The sequence below is a fragment of the Bacillus sp. V3B genome (assembly GCF_024494465.1).
Taxonomy (GTDB): domain Bacteria; phylum Bacillota; class Bacilli; order Bacillales; family Cytobacillaceae; genus Bacillus_BD.
In genome coordinates, this window is record NZ_JAETXM010000007.1 from 105,217 (window position 1) to 130,666 (window position 25,450).

The following is a 25,450-nucleotide window of genomic DNA, read 5'->3' on the forward strand; positions in this document are numbered from 1 at the left end:
CACTATCAATTAAATTTAATTACTGGCTTGATAGAAATTCCTTTTTCCGCATCCTCACAAGCTTGATTAATTTCTTCTAAACTATAGAAATCCATTAATTTATCAAACGGTAGTTGTCCCTTTTTATATAATTCAATTAACTTTGGAATAAATACCTGCGGGTTTCCACTTCCTTCAACTACTCCTGTAATCGTCCGTTCAGAACGGATTGTTTTTACATCCAAACTGACTTCTGTCCCGATGGGTGGAGCTCCAATCACGGCTGCTGTTCCAGATACGGCCAAACAATCAACAGCCTGTCTTAAGACTTGTGGTACTCCACTTGTTTCTAATGAATAGTTAACCCCTTTTTTCGTAATTTCCATAATAGCCTCTAGCGCATCTTCTCTCTTCGGATTGATTGTATGTGTTGCTCCCAGCTCTTTCGCCAACTGGAGTCTTTCTTCATAAATATCAATGGCTAGTATCGTCGTACAACCTGCTACTTTAGCGGCCATGACAGAACTTAATCCAACAGAACCGCATCCAAATACCGCCACACTGGATCCTGGTTCAGGCTTTAATTTATTTAAAATGGCACCGCAGCCAGTTTGAATCCCACATCCCAGCGGTCCTAATATTTCAAGTGGAACGTCTTTTGGGACCTTTACCACATTTCTTGCATTTGTCACAGCGTAGTAAGAAAAGCTAGATTGACCAAACAAATGGGATAATGGCTCTCCTTCATCTTTCAAACGGCTTGTCCCATCACTCATTTTCCCGCCAAAATTAAGTTGAAAGAAATTTTCACAAGCGTATGTTTTTCCTTCGTAACAGCTTGGGCATGCACCACATGAGCTATAGCTTAAAACCACATGATCCCCCTGTTCAATGCCTGTAACTCCTTCTCCCACTTTTTCAACTATTCCTGAACCCTCATGACCTAATACAGCTGGTAGTTTCACTGGAAACTGTTGGTCTCTGACAATCAAATCCGTATGGCATATTCCAGAGCCTACTAGCCTTATAAGTACTTCGCCAACATCTGGACCATCTAACTGAATTTCTTTAATATGAAATGGAGCCCCTTTTTCTGAAACCACTGCTGCTTTTGTAATCATCGTTTTCCTCCTTCATTAACATTCTGAGCTTTCGGCAATAAGGTGATATCAAGTTTTGAAATGATTGTACATTTCTCACTGATAAGTAATTTGTACAACGCTTACAAATTTTTTAGTAACCTCTTCTTTTCCCCTAAACACTTTTCATGAAATGCAATAACGTGTCACCGCAAGACTCAAACCTCTCTCTTTTTCACAAAATGTGATAAAGTGTCGTCGCAAGATTTAAACCTCTTGCTTTTTCATAAAATGTGATAAAGTGTCTGCATAAGATTTAAACCTCTTACTTTTTCACAACATAGGGAAAATTAGAGACGAAAGAATGATTATCCTCGTCTTACATAAAATATGTAAAGTTGATATATTGAATTTATCTAATTTTTAGAATATTGTCAACTATTTATTTAATCTAATTTTTACAAATTTTTTTCTATACAAGATGTTCCTACTGTTTTTGAGTTTATTTTAGGTCCAATCACAGTATTCACTAACAAAGGATAAAATAAAAAAGTTGCAGCTAAGAATGGCTGCAACTCTTAATTTTTATAGATTTTTACTAGCATAGTCAAACACTTGAATAGCCGCCCCTACAACCATAGCATCTCCATCAAAATCTCCTTTACTAAATTGGATATTTTCTTTTGGATTCTGATTGAGTGAAATATAGCGAACAATCTCTTCGTAGTAGCCAGGGTATTTGCTAATCAAAGGACCATTGACAATCACTAATTCTGAATTAAAAACAGTAGCCAAATTGGCTATACCGACACCAAGATATTTGGCAGATTCATAGATTACATCCCTTGTAGATACATCCTGTTCTGATAATAAATTTAATATTTGTTCAACCGGTGTAAAATCTTTTAACTTTTCTTGAAAGAAGTAGGGGGAACACTCTTTTATTTTATCTAGAATGGCATAGAGCGAAGTATAAGCAACCATACATCCTTTTCTTCCGCAAAAACAATCTTTTCCGTTCATATTAATGACCATATGACCATAGCCACTGACATCGCTACTTTCAACGTTCACTAATTTCCCATCTAAAATAACTCCACATCCCCATGTCCATCCAACGATTACATTTAGTATATTATGATAAGCTTGTTTTCTTTTATACTCTGCAAGAACCCCTGTATTGGCACCATTATCAAGTTTCACTAAAACAGGAAACGTTTCCTTTATATTTTCGACAATAGAGATATTTTCCCAACCATGAGTCAAAAAAGGCTCCGAGTTTAGAATCAATCCCTTTTCTCGATCTAAAGGTCCAATCGCCCCAATGCCAATTCCAAGTAACTCATTTACCGTAAAGTGATGTGCATTCATAAACTCATTAATAGTATTTTTCATTTCTTCTATCACCACTTCAGGCGTATGTCTAACTGTCATTCTAATTGTTTTCTGACTCAACTTATCAAACAGTAAGTCAAATAAAACAATCCTTATATCGTACCTTGTAATTTGAATACCAATAATATAACTGCTTTTTGGATTGACTTGGTAAAGGGTTGGAGGCCTTCCTCCTTCAGAATTACCTTGCCCAATGATACAAGTATAGCCCTTATCTAAAAGCTCTTTTAAGGACCGATCCACTTTCCCCCGATTAATTTGAGTTTGTGTAATAATTTCTGCCCTTGATATCGGTCCGTTATCATAAATGCATAGATAAATGGCTTTTGTCAGTTGATTGTGGCTGGAGTGATCTTTAAAAAACTGAGATAACATGTTCATCCCTACCCGTTTATTATACTTACTATGATAGTACCACATTTCTTTTCGGGAAAATCAAATTATTTTACTTAACTCCCTTTCCCTTAGTTGTTAAGTTCTAGTGTATTTCTTAAGTTAAATTGAGAATTGCCGCCTTAAAAACGTCAATTATTTTTAATATTACTTATCAAAAGTCCTCGATGTCGAAACTATAGTGAAAGCTCTTCTCCACCCTGATGTTTCAATTTTTGAGAAGTAGCAATTATAACATTCCAAAACTTGTAAAAGTGAGAAAGCCCCCCCCCCACAACAAGAGGGTGATTAACCAGTACTGATTTTTTATTTACTCATAATTAATTCCAAAAGATCCGATATCCATGCTTTAGAAAATCGCTGCGGTTTTCTGACCATCCATAAATTCCTCGTGAGATTGACTCCATCAATACTAACTTCCCGTAAAGTACCTTGTTCTAATTCCCTGCTAACCGTTAGTCTTGGTAGAATACTAACCCCAAGTCCTGCTTCAACAGCACTTTTGATTGCTTGTGTGCTTCCAATTTCCATATAACTATCTATTTTTTCTAAAACTCCATATTCCTTTAACATATTTTCAACAATCAGCCGTGTTCCTGAGATGGATTCACGCCAGATCATCCTCTCATTTACTAGCTTTTCGAGGTCTATCTTTTTTTCCCATTTATGGTCAGGTGCACAAACAAGAATCAATTCGTCATCTGCAAATTTCTCAACCGTTAAGTCGTTATTTTCAACAATCCCTTCGACCAAAGCCAGATCAATCACATCATTTGTTAAATCTTCCAAAATACTAGGAGTATTTTTAATCGTCAGCGTTACTTTAATGTCCGGTTTCTGTTTTTTAAACCTTCCTAACAAGCTAGGTAATAAATATTCCCCAATTGTAAAGGTGGCTCCTACTTGGAGGTTGGCATTGTATTTTTCTGTTTCCTGTTGAACAGCCTCTTTTGAACGATTAAAATCATTCACAATAGTCTTAGCATAGGGGTACAATATTTTGCCTGCTTCGGTTACCTTTAACTTTCCCCCTGTTCGATCGAATAACAAAGTACCATAAAAGTTTTCCAATTGATTAATTTGTCTTGTTACAGCTGGTTGAGAGACAAAACTTAATCTGGCTGCTTGACTAATACTTCCTTCGTCTACTACTAAACAGAACATTTTCAAGTTTTCAATATTCAATACAGTCACCTTCATAGTTAAGTATTTACTAAAATATTAACATATCTCTCTATAAAATCAGATCTATTTACTTAGGTATTACAGTTTATTATACCCTATGATTTAATTGCAATTTACTATCATGTTCTCCTTTGATAATGTAATAAACAAGAGCTACAACCTTCACCTAGACTTCTCACCTTCTAATATTCTATAACATTCTCGAAAGAAAGAAGGAGATAAAATGAAGGAACAATGGAAAATCCTATTCCAACTTTTTTGGACTTTTTTCAAAATTGCTCCTTCCACTTTTGGAGGGGGATTTGCGATGATCCCTTTAATTGAAACAGAAGTAGTAGAAAAGAAAAAATGGTTAAACAGTGAAGACGTGACGGACGTGTTTGCCTTATCCCAATCCGTGCCAGGGGCTGTTGCGATTAATTCAGCATCCTTTATTGGACACCGAATAAGCGGAGTGAAAGGTGCGATTGCTGCCTTAATTGGAGTTTCACTACCTACCTTTTTAATTGTCCTCTCTCTTGGACTATCTTATTTCCTTATAGCAGGAAATCCAAAATTAGAGGCTTCATTTATGGCCATTCGACCTGCCATCGTGGCAATCATCGTTTACGCTGCTATTAAAGTAGCGAAAACAGCGATTGTCGACAAGTTCACCTTTTTCATCACCGTGATTGGAGTTCCATTGTTATTCTTTCTTCACCCCATATTAGCAATCGTAACAGGAGCTGCTTTAGGAGTTGTCTCATTGTTTGTAAAAAGAAAATGGGGTCATGAAAAGCCAGCGAATGATAGTAAAGATCAGGATAAACTCGAAAACAAACTTGAGTATTACATGGGAGCTGGAATTTAAGGAAGGGAGTGAGCGTAATGGTACTATGGCAACTATTCTATACATTTTTTATCATTGGCTTTGTATCGTTCGGAGGCGGATATGCCATGATCCCGATTATTGAAACCGAGGTTATGCAGCATGGGTGGATGACTTCTGAACAACTGACAAACATGATTGCCATTGCGGGAATGTCTCCCGGTCCGATTGGCGCTAATATAGCTGTTTTAATTGGATACTCTACCGCAGGCTTACCTGGAGCCATCATCTCTACTCTTGGAATATTACTCCCTTCCCTTATTTTAGTCCTGATTGTAGCTACCTTTTTTATGAAACTTCATCATCATCCGATTGTTCAATCCATGTTCTACGGATTGAAACCGATTGTTACGAGTCTAATCCTCTATGCAGCTATTAGTTTTGCACTTTCCAATAACCTCATTACACTTGATGTGTCATTACATACAATCAGTTTATTATTCATCTTTACATTATCATTGTTCGTTCTAGTAAAATTCCGCTGGAATCCAATTTATGTTATTGCTCTTTCTGGATTAGTAGGTGTTCTCTTTTATTCTTGAATGGTACAAAAAATCTGGTTCTGGTGCAAATACCGTAAGCCCGAATTATAAAAAGTAAGTGCACCTTCCCGGTACGCATGAAAAATAGCCGTGTATCACGATTTTTTTAATCGAATATGCGGCTTATTTTATTTTCTGTTACATGCTGCCTGGATCATTTTTGACCAGGGCATGTATTGATTTAAAATTTCAGGGTTTTGATGGATGCTGATATTCGATAGGTCCGTCAAAAGTTTCTTTATGTATTCGTAGAAATCCACACCGTTACTTTTGGCGGTTTCTGCGATACTTAAACAGATGGCGTTTGCTTTTGCACCAGCTTCGTTGACCGAAAAAAGCCAATTTTTTCGACCAATTGAATTTTTCGTACAACAGTATAAGAAATCGTCTGTTGGCTTTGTTCTTCTGTGTGCTCAGAATCAGTAAAAGACGGGTCATCCTCAAATAAGGACACTTGCCCATCGGGTGCGTTGTATTTCGCTTTTTCTGTTTTAGAGCCATATAATAGCTTTGTTAAATGGCGAAGTTGTTCGGTTAACGCTTCATTCTGTTTAATAGCTTTATCTAGCTTTTCCGAAAGATCTTTGTTTTGTTGATTCGTATGAGCCAATTGCTCTTCAAGCAACCGAATTAATTTCTCATATTGATTTTCATTCGTAGAAGAAACGTTCACCATATCATTCGCCACTTTCCGTTCGATTTCGTTCTCCCTATTATAACCATTTCGAAGAGTCGGATAAAGATAAAAATACGAATTTAGAATACACCTTTTGACGATGATTGAATGACCTTTGGTTGCTGAATCGATAACCCTTCAAGGAGCCAGCGAAGCTCCTGTTGTGAAAGATTGCGTACTTCATTTTCATCTTTAGGCCATTGAAGTTTGCCGTTATCTAAACGCTTGTAGAGCATGGCAAAGCCATCACCATCAAAATATAAACATTTATATCGCTCTTTACTCCATCCAGAAAATAAGAAAATCGAATCACTATACGGATCCAACTCAAAAGAATCCTGAATCAGTGTGGCAAGTCCATCAATTCCTTTTCTCATATCTGTCTTCCCACAAATGATGTAGATATTTTCACGCTTGTATAATCGTGTCTCATAGATTTTTCAGCTCCCTCATGACGGTCTGGATCACGTGCTCATCTACGCCACCATAGAAGGATACTTCAACGTTTGCTGTTTTAATCGTGCAAATGCTTGTTGAAGGATCTTTTGAAGAAGTGGATGGTAAAGATTTTTTACTGTCTGGGTGTAGTGTAACGGGGACGATCGTCAATTTTTGATTCGGCATAGGAAAAGCACCTCCTTTAATTGATACGTTCATCGTACCAAGAGGTGCTGGGTGTTTATATGCGTTGTTTGAATGGGGGATTACAAAGTACCCTAGAGGGCAGACTCTTTTTTTAGTGTCTACTCTATAGGGTACATTTTAAGTAGTTGCTCTCTTGTTTTAATCTTTTGTTCAACTATAGCGCTTGAGCAATTAGCGAAGTCATATCATACCTTGATTTAATAAGCCTCAAAAGCTTGTAGCGTTCGCTGGACTATTAATGGCTTTAGTTCTTGTTAGTTTTTTTGTTAGATTTCCATTCAAGCCCACTTGAAACACATCCCATACTTACTATTAATATAATGATATATAATGTATTATGTAACCAATTTGGCATTAGATAACCTCCGAAAAGTATATATTAATGTTTACTATTGAAATCTCTTTCTTACAATGATAAGGAATTTATAAAAAAATGAACTATCCAATTTATACACATTCCCAATCTCAAGCATTTCCTAAATAATAATCCGATAACTGGAATGCTAACCAAAACTAGTCTACCGATATTGAAATGACTCCACAAATGTTTAATAAACAATTCCTGACATAACATTAGTCGAAGATGATCCTTTAGATTAGAATAATAATCAAATAAATCTAGTTTTTTGTAACTACTCAGGTACCCCATCCCATGAAAATACCAGATAGCTAGAGAAATTGGACCAAGAAACGCGTTTATTTGCTTTATTATTGTGTTGGATGACAAAATTCACCACAAGATGTGGTGGTGTATGCACATATCTTTACCGAAATAAAAACAAATAAAGCAAAATTCCGCCTAACAAACTCTTAAATCAAGGTTATGGCTGAGTAGTTACGTTTTTTATATAAAGGGTTCTAGCTCTAGATTAATAATAAGTTAGTCAAAAAAGCCAAATTTATTCGAAAATAGATTCATCTTATAGGGTTGTAACCATATCATTACTTCTTCCACTCAATACTCTCCTGTTTCTCACTGTTTACTTGCAGCTTAAATACATCAGGTCTTGCATAATGCCCTATAGGATCGAAATCAAATTGACTATAGACTATTTGTTTCATATCAAGGTCTGCAATGATCATTTCTTCCTTTCCCCAAACAGGTTCTGCCACATAATCACCCATCGGGCCAACAATAGCACTTCCACCCGTACACATCACTTCTGGGGAAGATTCAAGATCAGTATAACAAGCTAAATCCTTAGGATACATATCCTTCGTTACATATTGATTAGAGGACAAGACAAAGCATCTTCCTTCCATTGCAATGTGACGAATAGTGGATTGCCACGTCTCCCTTGCATCTGCAGTAGGGGCGATATAAAGTTGAATTCCTTGAGCATACATTGCTGCTCTAGCGAGAGGTATATAGTTTTCCCAGCAAATTAATGCTCCTATTTTTCCATATGGGGTATCAAATACAGGCAATGTACTACCATCCCCTTCTCCCCAAACAATCCGTTCTGCTGCAGTCGGTTTTAACTTGCGATGTTTCCCTAGCAATACCCCATCCGGATCAAAAAATAACACGGAGCAATAAAGAGTGCCACCACTATATTCACTATCTCTCTCAATTACACCAATGATAAGATATACACTAGCTTCACGTGCGGCTTTACCAAGTTGGTCCGTTTCTTCTCCAGGTACTGGTATTGAGTTTTCCCAGTATCGATACCAGTCTTTCCTTCCGTTATCCGAACGGCTCCCTATTATCGTTCCAAAGGACAAGCCTCTAGGATAAGCAGGAATGAACGCTTCCGGAAAAACAACGATTTTTGCTCCCTTTTCACTTGCTTGTTGAATAAGAGTAATGGCCTTCTCAATAGATGCATCCCGGTCCATAATAATTGATGCAGCTTGAATAACAGCAACCCTTACACTTTGATTCGTGTTAGCCATATATAAGACCTCCATTTGCGGATAACTAATCGTTAATTACCGAGAATTGATCCCAGAAAGACTACTTGTTATAGCATCAAGGGATTTAGGTGATGGACCGAGAGGATTTTCATTTGATGCTAATTTAATAACCCTTGTTAATCCTAATTCCTTTTGTACTTCCCTTGATGGTTTACCTGGTGTATAGGGCTTAATGCAGTCTAATGCTTTACGCTGATTTATCATATTTATAACCCTTCCCCTCCAATCCTTTTGCATCCATTTCAAAAACTATATGGTGAAAAGATACTTGTGAATCAATCCACATATTTAACCACAAATCATTATTAATTAGCCTACATGGATGTTTGATCATCCACGTCTCAATAATAAAGGATTTATATTTTTTATAACCATCCAATCAGATGTTTTTTTGACCATCCATTTATTCTTCATAGATAAAAAAGAACCATGATTTTACCATGATTCTGAATAATAAAGAGTAGTTTACAGAAGGATTTATTTTAAAGGGAATTAAGTGCTTCAGCAAACCTTTTTATTCCTTCATCTATTGATTCTTCATCTTCTCTTGCATAAGTAAAACGAATGAAGCCCTTTTTAGATCCCAATGTTGAACCAGGAACGTAAATAACTCCTCTTTTGATTGATTCTTCCAGCAATTTCACTTCATTAAAATCTTTATTTAGCTTGCACCATATATGAATTCCCCCTTGAGGAATATAGAATTCCACTTGATTCTTTAAATAAAATCTAAGACTATTTACAATTTGATCCCTTCGTTTTTCTAATTCTTTCACTAGTCTTTTAATATGAGCATGAAAATCGTTTGATTCTAAAAAATCGTTTGCGATCCATTGAGTAAAGCTAGCATGACCAAAATCTATTTGTTGTTTGGCATCTGATAACCTCTCGATAACAGGTTTTGGTCCAATAATCCAACCAATTCTTAACCCGGAAGCAACAATCTTTGACAAAGAACTAATATATAAAACATTTCCATGAACGTCCATCGATTTCAGTGTGGGAACTTGTTCCCCTGTAAAGGATGTTAAGCTATATGGATCGTCTTCCACGACAGGAATCCCATGTTCGGAAGATATTTCTAGAATCGCTTTTCGCTGATTTTCATTAAGTAAGGAACCTGTGGGATTTTGATAAGCTGGATTTAAAAGTATCATTCTGATTCGATGTTTTTTATGTAATGACAGTAATTCCTCTGGATTTATTCCATTCTTATCTACTGATAAAAAATATGGTTTGATTCCTGCTGATTTAAATATTGGAAGATTATAATTATAAGACGGGTCTTCTAAAGCCACGGCATCTCCCGGCTTTAACAAGCATTGAACGACTAAGTGTAACGCTTGTTGTGCTCCAGATGTAATTAGTATGGAAGAAGGAGACGTTTCAATTTTCCGAAATTGCCTAACATGCTTCGTAATGGTATTTCTTAATATTGCACTTCCCTGCGGATGGTCATAGCCTAAGCTTCCGATAAACGATCTAGTCGAAGTAATTTCTCTTAAGTAATCCATTGGAAAAAGATCCTCCGATAATTCTCCGCTGGCTAGATTAATCATTTTATGTTCCACGGCTTCTTTTCGTATCTGTTGGGTAATAGGTAAATTAGGTAAGAAGGAACCTGCCTCAATATACCTATTCCAGCTAGGAATACGTTTCTTAGTAATTCCCCATATATCCTTGCTTATAGTCGTCCCGCTTCCTCTACTTCTTTGAATAAGCCCATTTGATTCCAACTCATCATATGCAGCAACTACCGTGCTTCGGTTTATATTTAGCTCCTTAGCTAAGTACCTTTCAGAAGGTAATGGTTTGTCAGGTGGAAATGTACCATCCCCTATTCCATTTTCAAGATATTCAGCAAGTTGTTTATAAATAGCTTTTTTTGCTTTTCGATCTGGTTTCCAATCCATGCATAACAGTCCTTATTATTTAATCAATACCTTTTACCAAATGATTATTTTCCCGTTCGTATTCTTTACTCTGCCCTATCTTTCTAATAAAAACAAAACTCCACTCGAAAAAATAACCTATTATCATTATTACAATAATAGGTTAGAACATCATATAATTTGTTTTAAGAAAAAAACCTAATATATACACCGAGGGCAATGAAACCCAAGATAATAATGACCACATAAATTAAAGTTAAATTTGTGAAATTTCTTTTGGTTGAGCTACTATAATTATCGTCGCCCTTACCTGCGATTAATATCGTTGAAACAATAGATATTATTATAAGAATAATGACCAAAGCATATATAACCTTCATATTCCACCTCTTAGAAAATTCTACGTTTATACAATAATTATATTTGAGATAAAACAAGTAAAACTCTTAAAAATAATCTATTGAGTATAGCTAATGATCTTTACGGTAAGTCAATCCCTTTAACTAACTCTATTATAAGAAAATAACAACAATTAACCACCATCCAATTAACTCTATAAATTATCGACAAATTGCTTCATTCTCTTCATGGCCTCTTCATTGAAGTTGCATAGGAGCACCGTATATGCCCTTCTCCACATTCTCCAAAGGCATTTCCGGGTACAACCGCTACCTCATGCTGAATAAGTAGTTTTTCCGCGAATTCTTCTGATGTAAGTCCAGTTTGACGAATCGATGGAAATACATAAAATGCCCCTTCAGGAAAATGACAGTCCAGCCTCATTTCATGCAAATGTTTTACGACAAAATTACGCCGTTTACGATACGAATTTCTCATCTCAACGATATACTTTTGCCCATTTTTTAAAGCTTCAACGGCTCCATACTGAGTTATCGAAGGAGCACTTATTGTTGTGAATTGACTAATTTTCAATATTTGTTGAGTTAAATAATCTGGAGCACATATAAATCCTAATCTCCAACCCGTCATAGCAAAGCCTTTTGAAAAGCCTGATACAAGAATCGTTCGCTCTCTCATTCCCTTTAAAGAGGCTATCGAACAAAAAATGTCTTCTTCATACGTTAATTCAGCATATATTTCATCTGTAATAACTAATAAATCATGTGCTATGATTATATCAGCTATTGCTTCTAATTCCTGTTTGTCTAGCAAACTTCCTGTCGGGTTGTTCGGAAAACAAAGAATTATTGCTTTTGTTCTTGGGGAAATTGCTTGTTTTATTTGTTCTGGTTGAGGTTTAAACGCTTTCTCCATAGCAGTAACAATTGGAACAGGTTTTCCTCCTGCCAATTAAACCAACGCCCCATAAGCAACATAGCTTGGTTCTATGACCAGCACTTCGTCACCTGGATTGATAATAGTCCTCAATGTAGTGTCTAAAGCTTGACTCCCTCCTAGCGTTACCATTATTTCTTTAGCAAGAGAGTAAGAAAGCTGAAAACGGCTACTCATAATGGAATGATTATTCACTTTTCATCAGTAACATTATAAAAAAGGCAATCACTATGATTACCTTTTCACCTATATTAAAGAATTTATAGAGAAAGTAACCATCCAATTTGATTGTTTTTTAACCATCCAATCTCCTTAAAGTAAACTCCATCTATTCTGTATTATCTTGGCAATATGGACTCTGTCTTGTTTCGCAGACTTGTCCAATGTTTCCTAAATTTATATGAAGGAGGATATAAAAAAGACTATTCCCTTTCGAAGATAAAGGGTGTAAGTTCAGAAGGTGAATCCATTCAAAGGTATGAATGTATGAAAATATAAATTTTCATACATTAGATAAAATAAAAAAAGACCACATCATATAAGATGGATCGTCTCTTACTTCTTATTCAACTAAACCAGCCAATTTAAAATGATCAAACTTTTTTATAAAATAGTTCTCTCGCTGAATATGAAAAGAATCCATTTTGATCAATCTTTTTTCAAAATGGATTCTTTTTATTTGGCCGTTAATCGGGAATTTACGCGATATTTTTAATCAAACTTTATAGAAAGCTACAACGATTATATTAACTAAAAATGTGATTTGTTAGATTGTAGAACTTAATTTGCATTTTTCAAAAGAAAAAGGTCTTGTTTTACAAAAAATGAATTTGGCTTTTTTGCTTTAAGTTTGTCTAGTTCAAAAAAAAGTTCTTTATATTCAACAATAGATAATTCTCCATAAATATAACTTTTTTGAATATAATCTAGTAATTCATTGGCATGTAATGGGTTTCGTTCTTTTACTAGTTCAAAACGATGTATTAAGTTTTCTATTAACATAGTAATCACTCATTTCATCAGTTTTTTTGAACAATGTATGCGTTCGCAATTACTATAACATGTATATCGTTTTAAGTTTATTTTTTTAAAAATTCAAACACGAGGTATTTTTTTACATATTGGGGTACAGTCCCGAAATGTTGACGGTAACCCCTACCATGATTAATTTTTAAATTTTCGGTCCTCCCTTTGCTGATGAATCAGTGATGCAGTGATTCACTGATGTAGTTTCAAGCTTTGAAAAGTCTAAGGAAAAACAAAAGAAACTCATTTGGAGAGAGGAAGGGAAGAGGTTGTATTAAAAATTGTTCTGAACACAAATGGACAAGCATAAATATAGATCAAAAGTGGTTCACTGATGCAGTACACCACTTTCAAATACTGATATATCCAGTAAGGGGGAAATTTTAATGAGTGTATTAAAAAATCGTTCAGATGCAGCTAAAAAACGAAGTTTAGGTGGTAAAAGGTGTGTCCGGTTCAGCATTTCAATTAACAATGAATACGATAGAAAACTCTCCAGGTTATCAACTTCTTGTGGAATGACTAAATCAGAAATGTCTGACCAACTGTTAAGGATTGCCCTTGATTCACCTAATGTGTTGGAGTGGTTACAAGACCAGTTTAATAAGGTGGAAGAATACAAAGTTCGCCCTACAGTGATTAACAATAAGGTTTATTATTAAAAAAATCTCCCGGCCAGGTGTGGCTAGGGAGATTTTTATTTTGCACTTGAATATTTAAGACCTTCTTTTACCCACTTTTTGTCCCAGCTATAACACTTTGCACATAGACCTAATCTTTTTTGCGAATCCTTCGTCTTACGTATAGTTTTACTACAATATCTACATTTCATATAAACTACCTCCCAAGGGGACTACTTAGTATTGTTATTGACTAATAGAAGTAGCTTTATACAACCAATATATAAATTTTCATGACCGGATGAATTTATAATATAATCAGTCATGACTGATAGGAAGGAGAAACCTTTTGTATCAATGAATATAAGATTATCAACGTATGATGTATGCATGAATGACCGATACATGAAGGATGTGAACGAACAATTAGAAAATATCAATCAGCAATTATCAGAGATCAAGCAGAATGAAAATGTAAAAGAATTAGCAGAACATGTTTCCGAATTAAGTAATCAAGTTGAACAGATAGTAAAAACAATACAAGAGCCAGCAGCCGTAAAGGAAAAGAAATGGTGGCAAGTATGGAAATAAATAAAAGTAAGGTCTGTATATTTCTTATTGGTTAGTCATTTTTGACTACGTAAAAAAACCCTTTATTTTCAAAGGGTTTTTATTGGTTCTGAGAAGACTCATTATGTTAATTGGATATTGATAAATTTTCTATTGTCTCGTTAAACGCTCAACTTCTGATTCTGTTTTAAATAATCGTTTATTAAGAACTTGGATTTCATCGTCTCTTCCATCCAGTTTCCCGTTGATCTGTTTCAACATGGCTAAAACGTCAGCTGGTTCATTCTGTTCCACACAGTCAACGCTATTTTTAATGCTAGAAACATCACCTTGCATATGGCTCATGTTGGTTTCTATGGTATCAAAACGGCTGTTCATTTGTGACTTCACGTCTTGTATTTCGCTTTCTATACCACCTACACGTTGGTTTAACCCTTTTAACTCATCTAAAATTTGTTTTAATAATTCATGACTCACTTTATCGGACCTCCCTTTCTTTATTTGATTTTTCGTATTCGACCACGTCGTCTAGCTGGCAATCCAAGTAAGTACAGATCCTATCCAGTACAGACATCGCTACATTTTCATTACGGCCCATTTTCGCAATCGTAGCCGGGGAAACTTTTATTGCTGTTCTTAGTTTCTCTTTTGTCATTTTTTTATCGATCAGTAGTTTCCATAGTGGATCATAAGAGAAACTCATAGCAAAACCTCATTTCTATCTTTCTATGGACATAATTCTACAATATATTAAAGAAAAAATACATGATTTTAAATGATTTATTTGATAATTCAAAACTAAATATATAGAATTTCTTTATAAAGTTAAAGAACCAAGGGGATACAAATAGAATAAAAATCGATTGAAATTAAAAGAAAGGCTAGGTATGCAGATCCACTTCTATTTCTTATGGTCCAAATTAAAAAAGCCACAACGCTGGAAACGAAGTGGCTCTTCATTGGAATATCGACAATTCCATTCTATCATGAAAAAAGACTTGATCACACTGTCCTATTTTTAATCTAGTATTGAATTGCTAGAGTTAAAAGTTTACAATTAATCCAACAATTAAATGATCGGATAAAAGCAAAAGAGCCTTAAAGCGTTTATAAGTAGGACTGCAATCCTCTTATAACGTCCGTCGTGCCGAGACCACGACAAACACCTGCTTAAGACCCTTACTGCTATGTTATGCACTTATTTTAAGTGATAATGTAGTTTTTTTCAAGAGGGATCTACTGTCTAATTTTGTAGAGCGTTGTTTGTCGTAGATTTTTTACGATGGACAGCGTTCTTTTTGTTTTCCGAGAAAAAGGGAGATAAAACAAAATGACAAAATTTAATGGATTCCAAAGCCCAAACTTTACACAAGTACCAAATGAATATTTAGAATACACAACATCAGCTGAGTGCGATCTTACAGCCTTACAAATGAGGATCATGAACTTAGTCTTTCGAGAAACATTCGGATGGCATGACAAACACAAAGCACTCGTTATATCCAGCACTTACATTATGGACCTATTCGATATAAAGAAAAGAAATTCGGTGGTTAATGCTTTAACGGATCTAGTCGATAACAAACAATTTTTAGAATCAATCGAAGTAGGTAAGCTATCAAAAAAGGTAAGAGCAAACATAGAAAAGTTAATAGGGAAAACATTGCACCCAAGCCAAAAAATATATCGTTTAAATTTAATAAAAGAGAAAAAGCGACCTTGGGATAATGCCGAAAAACCACATATTAAAGATAGTAACCAAAAGGTTAGTATTGATGATGATACTAACCAAAAGGTTATAGATAAGTATAACCAAAAGGTTAGTATTAAGGGTAACCAAAAGGTTAGTATTGTAGAAGCTGAATCCCTTGATACTATAGGTGTTGAAGCATCTCTAAATAAAGGTTTAAATAAAGATTTAAACAAAGAAGAAGAAGAGGTTTCACCTCATTCTGAATTAATTTCATTCTTGCTTTCAAAAGACATAACTCTAGAAAATGCTAAAGCATTTGAAACTCGTTTACTAAGAGAAGGAATAACTGGATATACGAATGATGATGTGATCGAAGCGATCAGACTATCCTTAACAGATTTTGTAGAGGGTCATTGTAAGTCTCCTTATTTGTGGGCTGTAGGAAAACTTAAAAACATTCTAGATAGTAAGACTAAGGGCGAGAACAAAAAGCCTGTTAGAAAGCCAAATAAGCCGACTAGAACTGAAAAGCTACCTGATTGGTTTGATGATAAAAAAGAGCAGGGTCAAGTTGAACCAAAGAAAAAGGAAAAACCAAATAGTGAAGCTGTTGATCCAAAGAAAGAGGAAATTGAACGGATGCTACAGCAGTTACGAGCTTGAAAACTCACTCACAGCAGATAAGCCTATAATCATACTTATATACGATAAATAGGAGCAGTCTACCCATTAGCGTGTTATAGTTCCGTTTAAATACCTCTCAGGTTTATCAGATTGCTGTATTTAGCGTTTGAATAGTAGATTAGTAGTTTTTATTAACCTAATACAAAAAAACTCAAATAGGGGATTTTGTAGGTTTATTCTAGTTGGGGTTCAGTCGACAAAACGCAGATAGGGTATTTTACATATCCCCTCGAAAAGGTTTATTAAGAGAAAAAACAATTCAATAGTTAAAAGTTGATAAAAACAATAAAGGAGGACTAATTGAATATGGATATAACAATCGCTGATATTAAAAAGGAATATACCGAAGGATATAAAGCATTACAAGTAGAGTGGAAAAAGAAAGACAAAGAGCTAGTGTTAGTTGGTAGGTTAGCTTATTGGGTTTACTGGCTAAGTAAACTTGCAGAAGGATCTAATAATCTAGAAGAAAGGAAACAGCTATTCACACTCAAAAAGAACGGATTAATTTTACTACTAAAAAGTGATTACGTTAGTGTTAGAAAATATATCCCTAAGTTTCATAAGAAATTGTGCTACTCTCACTATGCACAAATGAAAAAGGCTAATATGAATACACACTTATATCTATATAAAAGACACGAATGGTTTGAATCATGCCCTAATTGTCAGAAAGGAAAAGATCACTATTTTAGTCTTTTTTCGATTGCTGTATTAGACGAAAAAGAGGACAGTCATGGTAGGACTCTTTTATTTCTTATGAATACGCCATATCTAATTGCCAAAGATGATTTACCCGATTTGGATTCTTTAGAACGGGTGAAAAAATACTATGGTAATGAACGGTGTACAGTGGATATTGATAAGCATGTTTATCAGCTGAATACACAAGCATTTAGTTCAGAAATAGTTTTTAAATATTTTTCAAAAAACTATGAATCTCTTTCTGAATACTTAAGGGTACAAGTATAAAGGTATATCAATCATGCGTCTCAGACCTTTATATATGGCCTGTAATCATTTAATTTTTAATTTTAATAGTTAACACTAAGGGTTAGGGTTCTAAAGGTCAAATACGGCATTCTCGGTAATGGGGGAAGGAAACGATTCGAGGAATGAGGGGCCACATCTAAAACATTAACTATGGACGGGTTTTTGCTTAATGTTTATTTAGAGTTATCAAATGAGTGTACCCTATTGAGAGGGTAACGATTTATTGATTTTCAAGGCTTATCAAAATTGATTAAATGGTATTTACCCCCATAGTGGCCCCTGAAATCCGGAATCGTTTCCATACCCCAAAATCAGTGGATTTCATTATGAAAATAGAAAAAAAGGAAAAAATTGAACTAAAAAAAAGCATCTGGCAACGTTTATTGGGCTGATCTCTCGCAACAGCTGTTTTATTAAATTTGGAAAATATCTTAAGGTTGGTTGGTCATATGGTCAAAAGTCTGTATTAAAATGAGAGTGGGGGAAAGTGACGTCAGCATTCTTTCTCAACAATTTATGTGTTGAATTACCTTACAATACTTGTTGTATAACTTTCTCAGTTAACAAGGTTGCCCCGGTTAACCACCTAATTTTAGGTAAGTTAAGGGTTAACCATAATAACAACAATAAAAAGTAATACCCCAAGGAAGTGCCCTTTTACTTTATCGGTCAAAATCCATTCCCCTATCTTTATTTTTATCTATCTTTGTTGGTTTTAATTGCTCAGAACCATCCAAAGAAGATTCAGAACGATTGAGCCCAGGATGCTCGACCCTGCTACGATCGTGAACAGTTGAAGCTTTTCCTTTGTCACCATTTTCTTTTCTTGCTCTCTGATCGGCTCCAATTTCGTGATGACTTCCAATGCTTTCTCTGTTACGTTCACGTTCTTCTGGTAATGGCTTGATATGAGACTCTGAACCTTTTGATTTACCTCGTTGTTGTTCTCCAGGACTGCTGCTAACTGCTCTTTGATCTCGTTGTTGTTCTGCTGTGTTTGTTTCCAAAGTTCTTGAGACAGCTCTTGTGTTGCTTTCATTTCTTTCATGACTTCGGTCATCATTTGCTCTAACTGGTTTTTGTGAAGGACGTTTCTGTCCCATTGTATATTCTGAAAATTTTTCAAGTCTGCTAAGAGTTCTTTCACTTCCTGTAAGTCGATCTGCTCTCTCTCTGTTTCCTGTATCTTTTGTGGTGGATCCTCCAGTATCAGCGTTGTCATTTCTTCCTGCAGATCGTGCTGTGCCTCTTTCAAATTGTTTTTCCAACTCATTTACCAACGCCTCCTTTGTATAGCCAGAACCCAGTGTTTTCCCTCTCACAAAACGCTCTCGATCAGGAGCCTTAAACGAAACATTTCTATTTTGAATTTTCATTTCAATTTGGAACTTTTCTTTTAGCTTTTCTCTCATCTCTTCCAACGTTTTCACGGCCGTTTTTACCACGTCAATGGCCTGACGCACATGCTCTTTATACGGAATTTCCCCACGTTCTAAGAGTTGAACTTCAGCCATCTTATAGGTGGCTTTTTCAGTTGGTTCTTTGATGATTGAAAGACCTTCAGCACGACACAGATCATTACTCATTTCTTTGATTTCATACATCTTTTTTCGGTCGGAATGATACTTTTTCCCGGTTTCCGGATGGACCGAATTAATGACAATATGATTGTGAATATGCTCTTTGTCCGCGTGCGTATAAATCATGACTTGGTGTCCTATGGCCACTTTTTCAGCTAACTGTCTGCCAATCTCATTCGCCTGTTCCGGTGAAACCTTGTCCTCTGGACTAAACGATTGAATCATATGATGACCTTGAACACTGGTGTTTTTATTAAAGGCTTTTCTCACTTCATACATTTCTTTTGTGGCTTGTCTTTCATCAAAAACGTTGCAATTGCTTTTTACCTCTGCTCGTTTATCTGCATATTGCAGCAACGAGCTTATTTTTTTCGTAGAGAGTAGTTTAATAACTGCCATACCTTGCTTAGCTCCTCTTGAACTTCGTTCAAGCCCATCACCTGGACCTGTCCGGCATTCGCCTTCCTTGCCAGTTGATTGACGTTGTTCCCAATCGCAAAGAGGAGACGTCTCAATTCTTTTGCCGTCTCTTCATCAATCGCAGATTGCTTCACTCTTTGCTCTGTTCCCAACTCTCGCAAAAATTCCGAAACGCTCAAGCCGTTGGCTTTTGCCTTTTCCGCAATTTGTTTTTGCTCTTCCTTCGAAACGCGCAAATTTATGTAATTTTCCCTCGGTGTTCGTTCGTTTCCCAAGAAACTCAACACCTCCCTAATTTTTCATTTTTGTATTATATTTCCATCCTATCACAAATTCAGTGGAATGAGTAAGATTCGCTTTTGTCACTACGTGACATCAGCTATCTTGTTGGTGCGATGCCCCAAACCCCCTTTTCATTGGCTCATCGCCAATGTCATTTTCTACGTGTTACTTGAAAATGAAAAACCTAAAACCTTCTTAAAAACAAGAAAGCCTTCATGGCTTTCTCGATCAGCTTCAGCTGATCAGGGTTCATCCCCTTTATGGTGATGGTTGCAGCCTAAAGGCTGCAACATAAAAAAAGACCGTTGATAATGATCACTCTTACTCAATTAAAGCATGCCGATTGTTGGAGAATGATTATATGAATTAAGGCTATCTTTTAGGGCTTTATTCCTGAAATATGTAAAAAATTTGTGAATTGTACCTACTAAAACTAAAAAAGGAGTTTAATAATAATAGATCGTTTTTAAAATTCTTCCAAAGGTGGACATCATGAGACAAAGACAAGTTTACAGAAGCCCTATATCAGCCATACTATGGTCTATTGCACTCCCAGGTCTAGGGCAGATCTATAACAGATATTACATACCAGCCTTTCTTTTAATAGGGTTAGAATTTCTAATTAATCTTTATTCTAATCTGAACCTAGCAATCTTGTATTCATTTAATGGGGATTTTCTACAAGCCCATGAAGTCATTAATTATGAATGGGGTCTATTCTATCCTTCTATTTATGGCTTTGCTATTTGGCAAGCTTATAACCATGCAAAGGCCAATAATTATAAAGTGGAAGGTAAGGGCCTTGTTAAAAAAACCTATTTTACAGGCTTCTTTTTTGGCATGGTAATCGGAATGAATTTGGGACTTTATTGGCATAATCACAAAACCCTTGAACAGGTAAAATATCTATATTTTTTACATTTCCCTGTTTATAACGGTTTAATATTGGGATTATTAGGGGCACTTTTAGGGGCTTTAATCGAAAAAACTTACAGGAAAAACTCGAATCGAAAAAAGTAGGTAGAGCCAGGCCTACTTTTTTCGATTTGACCACATTATATACATTATCAATTTAAATAATAGCAATTTTAGGAAATAGCAAAAACGCCAAACCCTTATGATTCAAGAGATTGGCGTTCGTTCATTTTTAATCGTTTATACAGGTTTTTATACATCGTTGTTACATCAACGTTTTCAGCTTCTGAAGAAACCTCTCAACTGCATAAAAAAGCTAGTTTTAACAAACAAAAAGGCCATTTTCTTTAAGCCCTCTTCCTGGTATCGGCCCCACCTACGCCAGATACTATGACAGCCACACATGCCATCCAACCCATTATCATTATAATAGAAAACGCTTACATTTTCAAAGGTTAATGTAAAACAAGTTTCGACATAAAAATGGCACTCCTTATCGAAGGACATTTTTTGTCTTTGATTTACAGGTATGATTTTACATAAAAAGTTACATTTTGTTCTCAGAACATAACATTCATTATCAGCGTCATAACTCATCAGAATGCAGGTTTTGCAGGGATTCACATAATGAGTACCGTGCACTTTTTGAGATTTATCGACTTGATCCAGCTATTACACAGCTAAACGCCCCAGGGCGATCTTATACCGCCGAAATACGGCTTATCTTATCCTTCCTTGAATCATTCCGCTGTTCCGAACAACAAAAAAGACGATTCTCCTTTAATCGGTGTCGGAGACTAGATCCACAACTTTTTTTATGTCAAAAACGAGTGTTAAAGGTTGTCTAAAAGTTGTGAGGTCTGCATTTTGCAGTTCTCAAATTCCATCACAACCTACATGCTAAAAAAGAAGTGCTGATATGATTCCAGAACTTCAAAAAGTAATTGAGGTTATTAATCAAATAACCAATGACAAGCATAGTCTAGTTGAGCGGTGTCCAATATGTAAAATCGTGAATTATCAAAATTTGAGGGAACGAATAAGTGAAAGTTAACTTTTGCTTAGGTGAAAACGGAATTTTAGAAGATGGCTTTATATAGAGAATAGATTTTCAAAGTATTTTTGTTTTGATCGGTACTCATTAGGTGAGTATCTTTTTTTATGTCTAAAAAGGACCATTTACTGCCTTGAGAAGGAACCAGTTATGGTGGCTTCTTTTTGTTATGCAAATATATATTTGTAGACCGAATAAAGCTAGGGTAACGAAAGTATATACTAGCAATGAAATAGCCGTATCTATTGATACCAACTTCCAAAAGGAAAAGAGGTTTATTTAATTTTACAACTTTTTGCATACAGGCTTATACAACGATGGTATTTGCGGATACACACATATACCTATAGCATAAATATATGCTGTAGGTATATTACTGAAGGGAGTAAAGGCTATGGCGGACAGATTATTATCAGGTCAAACTCTTTATCCAGGAGAAAGTTTGCGTTCAGCCAATGGACGGTATCGATTCATCCTTCAAAATGATGGGAATCTTGTGTTATATGAAGGAAATCAAGCACTTTGGGCTAGTAATACCCAAGGTAGGGCAGTTAGTCGTGCCATAATGCAAAGCGATGGAAACTTTGTTATTTATGGATACCCAGGCCCAGTTTGGGCTTCTGACACAGCAGGGTGGAATAATGCGTACTTAATTGTCCAAAATGATGGAAATGTTGTTATTTATGGTCAGAAGGCTGCATGGGCAACAGGCACGAACCGATACGCATATTGATTTTAGGAAAGGCACCGTAGCGATTCCCTTAAAAGAAAAAATACCTAATGCTGCGAACATTAAGTCTTAAATAAGAGAGTTACAAAGATAAGGAGGGAAAGGACTTTGTCTTATATGCAATCTTCACCTTATTATTATGGATATAATCCATAATAATAAGGGCATTATCCATATCCCTTTTATCCTAGTTATTTACCAGAGGATGATCCTTGTGTCCAAGAATGTAAGAGATTAAATATACCTCATTTAAACTGTTGCTTTCGCTGCGGATATTGCTAACAAAAATGCCGGTTTTCTATCTTGGAAACGGTTTTTTTATGGAATTGTGTTTAAATTAGCTGTTGGTTTTTTGGTGCCTGAGAAATTATCCCTAATGTATTGTTCATTCATTTTTAGCTAAAATTGATCATTTTTTAAACTAATGTAACAACATGTTCGGTAGTCTAAAAAACGATCATTTTATAGGTGTCTAAAAGTTGTAAGTTTTAGACAGTAGCATTTACTGAATTTATGAATTTAATTATCTTCGTACACTGAAAAGAGTGCCTTAAGGCACTTAACATAATCACGCTTATCGACAATAACAAAAGGATCTTCCAATCGAAGATCCTTTTGTTATTGAATTGAGCACCCGTTTGCTTATAGAAACGTACTTTTACAAACGCGTATGAAGAGAAATTTGATATTTAAGCAATATCGTAGGGCAAGATCATCAATTCATCAGAAGGTGTATCAACACCACGATCTTCTGTTTCTTTACACAATTCTAGACAAATTGTTTTAATATCATCGAAATCAGCACAGGACATATTTTCCTCCTCTTATAATTAATTTGAATATTCAAATATTATTATCCAACTTTTATTGAATGGTGTAAATGGGGTTCAGCCGAGATACATGTAATTTTGGGTCATATAATGTATTTTATTTCCAAATATACAAAAGACAGCCTACAATATTGCCAAATACTTTTACAAAAATACTGGAATAGCATAGGAAACAGCATTTGGTAAGTAATGTAACGCTATGGTCTGTTTTTAAACGTATCTCGGTCGTACCCCTAAATAACTGAAATTTACATTCTAGTCAACATAAGCGATGTTATAGGTACTGAAAAAGGATCTTCGACTGGAAGATCCTTTTAGCTGTTTGTTCAATTAAAGCATCCGTTAGTGAAACAAGGACTATTCTTTAATTATGCTTTGTTCTATTTTTAACCCAAATACTTCTTCTAATATTTATTTACCTCTTTTACAATAGTTCGTTCCACTAATAGTTGATAAAAATAAATAACGATTGCTGTTACAACTGACAATATGTAAAAATGTTTAGGTCGCATTTTCTTGAATTCGAATACTCCTATTTTAGTGAAAAATTTTACGATAGGGAATGCAAGAAGATAATCTAGTACCATATTTAATGTTAAGTACTTTATAAATCTACCGTATGTTAATTTAAATACCCAAATAGTTGTTATGAAAAATAAGCCTAAAAGGTAAGAGAAATCTAAACGATAATTTGGAAATAAAGCATTTTTTACTTTCCACCACTTACGTCTATCAGCTATTTCGCTTAAAAAACTAAAGGTATAACCAATAAAAGTTGAGACTGGAAGAAAGCGAATAAAAGAATTTTTCCCTAGCAATGGAGTAGTTAACCAAGGGATAACTAATGTACAAAATGATAAAACTTTTCTTTTACTAATCATAAGAACCCTCACAAGGTATAATTTATACATTAGTATCCTTTAAACATACTTTTTTTATTCTTCAAGATGCTTTTTTAAAAAAGTATTCTTAGTAAAATTAGGAATATATTCTTGAACTAAACTGCATCGTTGAAGAATATATTGAAGAATCGAATGAATACTGTATACAAATCTAGTTTACATAAAGTTCGTTATAGGTATGAAAAAAGGATCTTCGATTGAAGATCCTTTCATGCTGTTTATTGAAGTAAAGCACCCGTTAGCACAAGAAAGAACTTCTGTAGAAAACTCCCTTTTTAGTTCACCATTTAATTTTTTGAAAGTTAATTACCCAATAAAATAACAAAGATAACGAATGTGATAATGGCTAAACCAAAGGATTTTTTTAAATCCTTTTTCACCACAGTCACGGAATTTCTCAACCTCTTGATCACCCAAAAAATAAAGAGAACCAGAAGAACTACTTTTTAATTCTTAGGTATGTTTTTCATCCACTCCAGTTTCAAGTTTCTTACATATCTATTTTGTAGCCCAAACCCGTATAGCTACACCATTTTTCTTGCCCGGGTCAATGGAGTAATCGGTAGTTACAGTCCAGTTGTTCTCAAAGGCTTCTCTTAATAAAGAGAGCATTCCCTCGCGAGCTGGGCGATTTTTATCGTTGCGAAGTTGGAAGCCAAAAGCCATTCTAGGATGAGTATCAAGCCAAAAAACAACTTCAACATCAATAAAATCCTGGGACGGTCCATAGCCAGTACCTACATCATGTACCCTTAATAGAGTAACTTTTCCTTTTGCTTGACGAAGTTCTCGCCTCTGATTTTCCATTGTATATGGATTATAATAAAGATCTTGATAATTATACAATATCTATACCTCCATTCTTAGATCTATATAATTTTAGGATATTTGGAATGAGATTACCCTTTCACATATGAGCCATTCAATATGATATTCGTATCCAGTGAAACAAAAATAAAGATCTGTAATAAAAGTATGTAATGAAATGGTTTAAGTGTATGTCTGATCCATAATATTCCTCTTTTTAATTGTTAGAGGGAATGTATGTTGTATGCAAATCTAGTTAACATAATAGCAATTATCGGTAATAGGGGTACAGACAACATTTCGTAAATAATGTACGATAAAGCTGGAACTCTTGATATAGAAGGAAAGTACCATTAATGGGTGTTATTGGTGCTATTTTCCGATGTTTTTAAAATCTAAATAAACAACTTATTTTTTAAAAAACAAAACTCATTCTCCAAAACAAAGTGCTATCAATTTAACAGCTGACCATTT

At 35.1% G+C, this 25,450-nt stretch carries 25 protein-coding genes and 1 pseudogene; 8 read left to right on the forward strand and 18 right to left on the reverse strand.

Annotated features, from left to right (window positions below):
• Positions 1–5 precede the first annotated feature (5 nt).
• The 3 genes from JMM81_RS10640 to JMM81_RS10650 form a co-directional block, all read right to left on the reverse strand.
• The gene (locus tag JMM81_RS10640) at positions 6–1,100 is read right to left on the reverse strand and encodes an NAD(P)-dependent alcohol dehydrogenase (protein ID WP_256241555.1); all 1,095 of its coding nucleotides are present in this window, start codon (positions 1,098–1,100) and stop codon (positions 6–8) included.
• A gap of 543 nt (positions 1,101–1,643) precedes the next feature.
• Positions 1,644–2,828: an ROK family transcriptional regulator gene (locus JMM81_RS10645; protein ID WP_256241556.1), complete on the reverse strand. Its 1,185-nt coding sequence runs from the start codon at positions 2,826–2,828 to the stop codon at positions 1,644–1,646.
• A 324-nt stretch (positions 2,829–3,152) separates the two neighbouring features.
• Entirely contained in the window at positions 3,153–4,040 is an 888-nt protein-coding gene (locus JMM81_RS10650; protein WP_309143489.1) for a LysR family transcriptional regulator, read from the reverse strand.
• Positions 4,041–4,254: 214 nt separating this feature from the next.
• On the opposite strand from JMM81_RS10650, the gene JMM81_RS10655 reads away from it, so the two are divergent.
• Both JMM81_RS10655 and JMM81_RS10660 read left to right on the forward strand, forming a co-directional pair.
• Positions 4,255–4,881 (forward strand): chromate transporter, encoded by a 627-nt coding sequence (locus JMM81_RS10655; RefSeq protein WP_256241558.1) that lies wholly within the window; start codon positions 4,255–4,257, stop codon positions 4,879–4,881.
• Positions 4,882–4,898: 17 nt separating this feature from the next.
• On the forward strand, positions 4,899–5,441 hold the full coding sequence (locus JMM81_RS10660; protein ID WP_256241559.1) for a chromate transporter: 543 nt from the start codon (positions 4,899–4,901) through the stop codon (positions 5,439–5,441).
• A gap of 289 nt (positions 5,442–5,730) precedes the next feature.
• Here JMM81_RS10660 and JMM81_RS10665 read toward each other — a convergent pair whose 3' ends face one another.
• The 8 genes and pseudogenes from JMM81_RS10665 to yppF form a co-directional block, all read right to left on the reverse strand.
• A complete protein-coding gene (locus tag JMM81_RS10665; RefSeq protein ID WP_256241560.1) occupies positions 5,731–6,117 on the reverse strand; it encodes an IS66 family transposase in 387 nt (128 codons plus the stop codon).
• 80 nt (positions 6,118–6,197) lie between these two features.
• The gene (tnpB, locus tag JMM81_RS10670) at positions 6,198–6,554 is read right to left on the reverse strand and encodes an IS66 family insertion sequence element accessory protein TnpB (protein ID WP_309143490.1); all 357 of its coding nucleotides are present in this window, start codon (positions 6,552–6,554) and stop codon (positions 6,198–6,200) included.
• Entirely contained in the window at positions 6,547–6,741 is a 195-nt protein-coding gene (locus tag JMM81_RS10675; RefSeq protein ID WP_256241561.1) for a hypothetical protein, read from the reverse strand. Before JMM81_RS10675 ends, tnpB begins: the two co-directional genes overlap by 8 nt.
• A gap of 963 nt (positions 6,742–7,704) precedes the next feature.
• Positions 7,705–8,661: a carbon-nitrogen hydrolase family protein gene (locus JMM81_RS10680; RefSeq protein WP_256241562.1), complete on the reverse strand. Its 957-nt coding sequence runs from the start codon at positions 8,659–8,661 to the stop codon at positions 7,705–7,707.
• 36 nt (positions 8,662–8,697) lie between these two features.
• On the reverse strand, positions 8,698–8,886 hold the full coding sequence (locus JMM81_RS10685; RefSeq protein WP_375162369.1) for a hypothetical protein: 189 nt from the start codon (positions 8,884–8,886) through the stop codon (positions 8,698–8,700).
• Between the two features lie 278 nt (positions 8,887–9,164).
• The gene (gene pdxR, locus JMM81_RS10690; RefSeq protein WP_256241563.1) at positions 9,165–10,595 is read right to left on the reverse strand and encodes a MocR-like pyridoxine biosynthesis transcription factor PdxR; all 1,431 of its coding nucleotides are present in this window, start codon (positions 10,593–10,595) and stop codon (positions 9,165–9,167) included.
• A gap of 532 nt (positions 10,596–11,127) precedes the next feature.
• Positions 11,128–12,038: pseudogene (locus JMM81_RS10695) on the reverse strand (aminotransferase class I/II-fold pyridoxal phosphate-dependent enzyme); the annotation flags it as partial.
• Positions 12,039–12,650: 612 nt separating this feature from the next.
• The gene (gene yppF / locus JMM81_RS10700) at positions 12,651–12,872 is read right to left on the reverse strand and encodes a YppF family protein (protein WP_256241564.1); all 222 of its coding nucleotides are present in this window, start codon (positions 12,870–12,872) and stop codon (positions 12,651–12,653) included.
• 410 nt (positions 12,873–13,282) lie between these two features.
• Here yppF and JMM81_RS10705 point away from each other — a divergent pair, with 410 nt between their 5' ends.
• Positions 13,283–13,558 (forward strand): hypothetical protein, encoded by a 276-nt coding sequence (locus JMM81_RS10705; protein ID WP_256241565.1) that lies wholly within the window; start codon positions 13,283–13,285, stop codon positions 13,556–13,558.
• Between the two features lie 315 nt (positions 13,559–13,873).
• Entirely contained in the window at positions 13,874–14,107 is a 234-nt protein-coding gene (locus tag JMM81_RS10710; protein WP_256241566.1) for a hypothetical protein, read from the forward strand.
• 129 nt (positions 14,108–14,236) lie between these two features.
• On the opposite strand, the gene JMM81_RS10715 is transcribed toward JMM81_RS10710, so the two are convergent.
• Together JMM81_RS10715 and JMM81_RS10720 are read right to left on the reverse strand one after the other, a co-directional pair.
• Positions 14,237–14,563: a hypothetical protein gene (locus JMM81_RS10715; RefSeq protein ID WP_256241567.1), complete on the reverse strand. Its 327-nt coding sequence runs from the start codon at positions 14,561–14,563 to the stop codon at positions 14,237–14,239.
• Between the two features lies 1 nt (position 14,564).
• Complete coding sequence (locus JMM81_RS10720) at positions 14,565–14,789, reverse strand: helix-turn-helix domain-containing protein (protein ID WP_256241568.1); 225 nt, start codon at positions 14,787–14,789, stop codon at positions 14,565–14,567.
• Between the two features lie 627 nt (positions 14,790–15,416).
• Here JMM81_RS10720 and JMM81_RS10725 point away from each other — a divergent pair.
• Positions 15,417–16,442 (forward strand): replication protein, encoded by a 1,026-nt coding sequence (locus JMM81_RS10725; RefSeq protein WP_256241569.1) that lies wholly within the window; start codon positions 15,417–15,419, stop codon positions 16,440–16,442.
• Positions 16,443–16,763: 321 nt separating this feature from the next.
• A complete protein-coding gene (locus JMM81_RS10730; protein WP_256241570.1) occupies positions 16,764–17,435 on the forward strand; it encodes a hypothetical protein in 672 nt (223 codons plus the stop codon).
• Positions 17,436–18,118: 683 nt separating this feature from the next.
• Here JMM81_RS10730 and JMM81_RS10735 read toward each other — a convergent pair.
• Positions 18,119–19,435 carry a relaxase/mobilization nuclease domain-containing protein gene (locus tag JMM81_RS10735; protein WP_256241571.1) on the reverse strand — a complete coding sequence of 439 codons (1,317 nt, stop codon included), beginning with the start codon at positions 19,433–19,435 and terminating at the stop codon, positions 18,119–18,121.
• On the reverse strand, positions 19,399–19,740 hold the full coding sequence (locus tag JMM81_RS10740) for a plasmid mobilization protein (RefSeq protein WP_256241572.1): 342 nt from the start codon (positions 19,738–19,740) through the stop codon (positions 19,399–19,401). Before JMM81_RS10740 ends, JMM81_RS10735 begins: the two co-directional genes overlap by 37 nt.
• A gap of 490 nt (positions 19,741–20,230) precedes the next feature.
• Here JMM81_RS10740 and JMM81_RS10745 point away from each other — a divergent pair, with 490 nt between their 5' ends.
• Both JMM81_RS10745 and JMM81_RS10750 read left to right on the forward strand, forming a co-directional pair.
• Complete coding sequence (locus JMM81_RS10745; RefSeq protein WP_256241574.1) at positions 20,231–20,758, forward strand: hypothetical protein; 528 nt, start codon at positions 20,231–20,233, stop codon at positions 20,756–20,758.
• Between the two features lie 1,343 nt (positions 20,759–22,101).
• The gene (locus JMM81_RS10750) at positions 22,102–22,440 is read left to right on the forward strand and encodes a lectin (protein ID WP_256241575.1); all 339 of its coding nucleotides are present in this window, start codon (positions 22,102–22,104) and stop codon (positions 22,438–22,440) included.
• A gap of 686 nt (positions 22,441–23,126) precedes the next feature.
• Here the strand turns inward: JMM81_RS10750 and JMM81_RS10755 are convergent.
• From JMM81_RS10755 to JMM81_RS10765, 3 genes are all read right to left on the reverse strand, one after another.
• Entirely contained in the window at positions 23,127–23,249 is a 123-nt protein-coding gene (locus tag JMM81_RS10755; protein WP_256241576.1) for a hypothetical protein, read from the reverse strand.
• A 422-nt stretch (positions 23,250–23,671) separates the two neighbouring features.
• On the reverse strand, positions 23,672–24,148 hold the full coding sequence (locus JMM81_RS10760; RefSeq protein WP_256241577.1) for a hypothetical protein: 477 nt from the start codon (positions 24,146–24,148) through the stop codon (positions 23,672–23,674).
• Between the two features lie 519 nt (positions 24,149–24,667).
• The gene (locus JMM81_RS10765) at positions 24,668–25,015 is read right to left on the reverse strand and encodes a hypothetical protein (RefSeq protein ID WP_256241578.1); all 348 of its coding nucleotides are present in this window, start codon (positions 25,013–25,015) and stop codon (positions 24,668–24,670) included.
• Positions 25,016–25,450: the final 435 nt, after the last annotated feature.